This is a genomic window from Mesorhizobium sp. M7A.F.Ca.AU.002.02.1.1 (genome assembly GCF_003998535.1).
Classification (GTDB): Bacteria; Pseudomonadota; Alphaproteobacteria; order Rhizobiales; family Rhizobiaceae; genus Mesorhizobium; species Mesorhizobium ciceri.
Genome location: NZ_RZPB01001449.1, coordinates 1 through 549 on the forward strand (window position 1 = coordinate 1; position 549 = coordinate 549).

Below are 549 nucleotides of genomic sequence, written 5' to 3' on the forward strand. Positions count from 1 at the left end.
AGGAGCTTCTTGTAGTTCTTCTCGGTCACCGCTTCCTGGACGAAGGTGATGCCGCGCTCGTCGAGCAGCTTGCGGTCGGTGTCGCGCGGATCGATAACCGTCATGCGCGACTTGTCGAACTTGAAATGGCGTTCGATCAGCGGCAGCGTTCCCCGGCCGATCGAGCCGAAGCCGATCATCACGACAGGGCCGCTGATCTCACCGTAAACGGGCCAGTTTTCATTCGCCATTTTATCGAGCACTCCTTCAAAGCCCAGGAAACTGGGAAAACGCACACACAAAACCGGGCATCTTTGCCCGGCGGCCATGCGCTACATCACAGATCATTGTCACAAACCAGCGAAAAGCGCCAACCAGCGATCAGTCGTCATTGGCCATGTGGTTAAGGACCGTCATCAGCCGATCACGGTCCGATGTCAGGCCCTTGTAGTCGAGCTGGGCGAGATCGAGTGCTTCGAGCTGGGCGGCGAAAGACACCGCGAGCTTCGCCCGATCAGGGTGCCTGGCCAGCACGGCGAGCGGATCGAGATGGATGCGGATGGTGAACAG

At 58.8% G+C, this 549-nt stretch carries 1 protein-coding gene and 1 pseudogene; both read right to left on the reverse strand.

Annotated features, from left to right (window positions below; all coding sequences use genetic code 11):
* Positions 1-230 (reverse strand): saccharopine dehydrogenase NADP-binding domain-containing protein (locus EN879_RS38285; RefSeq protein ID WP_206521119.1); only part of this gene is annotated, 230 nt, incomplete at its 3' end.
* Positions 231-360: 130 nt separating this feature from the next.
* Positions 361-549: pseudogene (locus tag EN879_RS38290) on the reverse strand (DUF3445 domain-containing protein); the annotation flags it as partial.